The organism is Kitasatospora sp. NPDC004799 (genome assembly GCF_040609095.1).
Taxonomy (GTDB): domain Bacteria; phylum Actinomycetota; class Actinomycetes; order Streptomycetales; family Streptomycetaceae; genus Kitasatospora.
The window spans coordinates 1-1,823 of record NZ_JBEXJK010000740.1 but is presented as its reverse complement, the minus strand read 5'-3'; the positions used below and the strand labels follow the sequence as shown (position 1 = coordinate 1,823).

Below are 1,823 nucleotides of genomic sequence, written 5' to 3'. Positions count from 1 at the left end.
AGCAGCTCGGGCATGCGGAGGGCGATCTCCAGCGCAACGTACCCGCCCACCGCCCGCCCGCCCGGGGCCCCCGCCCACGCCTGCCGTACCCGCCGCCGTACCCGCCGCCGTACCCGCCGCCGTACCCGCTCCCGTACCCGCGATGTCCTCGCACCGCTGTCCTCTCCCTCGGGCGGCACCACGGATCCCGGGGCCGCGCACTGGATCTGTCGAGGAATCGACGGAACGGACGGCAGCGGAGGATGTCATCCGATGATCAGAAACCGGGAAAACCGGGAAACCCGAAAATTCCCCGCCACCCGTGACATCCCGGCACCGGGTGCGCTCCGTCGGACCGGGCAGAGACGAACGGAGGACACCCCCTGTGCGTAGCGCAGACCTGGAGGAGTTCCGCGGCTTCGCCGAGGACCGGCTGCCGCACCTGCGGCGGACCGCGTACCTGATGTGCGGCGACTGGCACCACGCCGAGGACATCACGCAGACCGCCCTGACCAAGCTGTACGCCGCGTGGGGACGACGGCACCGGATTGCCAACCTGGAGGCCTACACCCACCGCGTACTGACCCGCACCTGCATCGACCACACCCGCCGCCGCTGGCGACGGGAGGACCCGACACCCGCCCTGCCCGACCGCCCCGGCCCCGGCACCGACCCCTCGCTCGGCCTGCAGGTCCGCACCGCCCTCGCCGCCCTGCCCCCGCGTCAACGGGCCGTCGTGGTCCTGCGGTTCTGGGCCGACCTGGACATCGCGGCCACCGCCAAGGCCCTCGGCTGCACCGCCGGAACCGTCAAGAGCCACACCGCCCGCGCCCTCACCAAGCTGCGCGCCCTGCTCGGCGACACCGACCCGTTCGACGAACTCGCCACCACCCCGACCCCCCTGAAGGAACTCCTGTGACCCACGCCGACGCCCTCGACCCGCAGGACGAACTGCGCACCCTCCTCGCCGCCGGCCTCGGCGCCGAACCGACGCTGCGCCCCGGCACGGTGGACGCCGCCGTCGCCGCCGGACGCCGCCGCCGCGGCACCCGCCTGGCCGTCCGCGCCGGCGCCGCCACGGCCGCCACCGCCGCCCTGGCCGCCCTGGTCGCGACCGTGCCCACCGGCACCGCCCCCGCCCCCGGCGCCCCCGTCGCGGCCGCCGACCCGCTCACCGGCCCGCTCACCCTGGCCGCCGCGGGAGCGAGCGCCGAACCGCTGCGCCCGGACTCCTTCGGCCCCGGCAGCGGCCGCGCCACCGCCTGGACCAGCGACCGCCTGGCCACCACCCTGGCCGGGCTGCTCCCGGCCGGCGCCACGACCGTGCGCGCCGGCGACATCCCGGGCCGCAGCTTCAAGGTCGGCTGGCAGTCCCCGGCCGGCCCGGTGGACTTCGTCGGCGGCGCCGACCGCACCGCCGACGCGCCGAAGGTCCCGCTCTGCGCCACCGTCGCCCTGCCCGAGGTCACCCCGCGCCCCGGCGTGCCCGACCCGCGGGAGATCGCCCCGCGCACCGACTGCCGCGTGGTCGACCTCCCGTCCGGCGCCCGCGGCGAGGCCCTGACCATGACCCTCCCGGCCGACGGCCGCACCTCCCAGTACGTCCGCCTCCAGCGCGCCGACGGCCGGACGGTGACGCTCCAGCAGTGGGCCGAGAACCCGGACGGGGGGCTGGACACCGCCGCCCTGCTCGCTCTCGCGGACGACGCCGCCTGGCAGTTCTGACCCGCCGCCCCGGCAACGGCCCCGGCGCCGCGCGAAAACGTACTTCGGACTGACCGACCGCGCCAAGACCGTGCTCACCGACGGCCAGGACCGGATCTGGCGCACCGGCGCCGTCAACC

Annotated in this window: 2 protein-coding genes; both read left to right on the top strand. The window is 76.5% G+C overall.

What is annotated here, in order from left to right:
* Positions 1-364 precede the first annotated feature (364 nt).
* Positions 365-898: a SigE family RNA polymerase sigma factor gene (locus ABZW03_RS40410; protein ID WP_355269815.1), complete on the top strand. Its 534-nt coding sequence runs from the start codon at positions 365-367 to the stop codon at positions 896-898.
* Complete coding sequence (locus ABZW03_RS40405) at positions 895-1,704, top strand: hypothetical protein (protein WP_355269813.1); 810 nt, start codon at positions 895-897, stop codon at positions 1,702-1,704. The genes ABZW03_RS40410 and ABZW03_RS40405 overlap by 4 nt, the downstream gene beginning before the upstream one ends.
* The last annotated feature ends 119 nt before the right edge of the window (positions 1,705-1,823 follow it).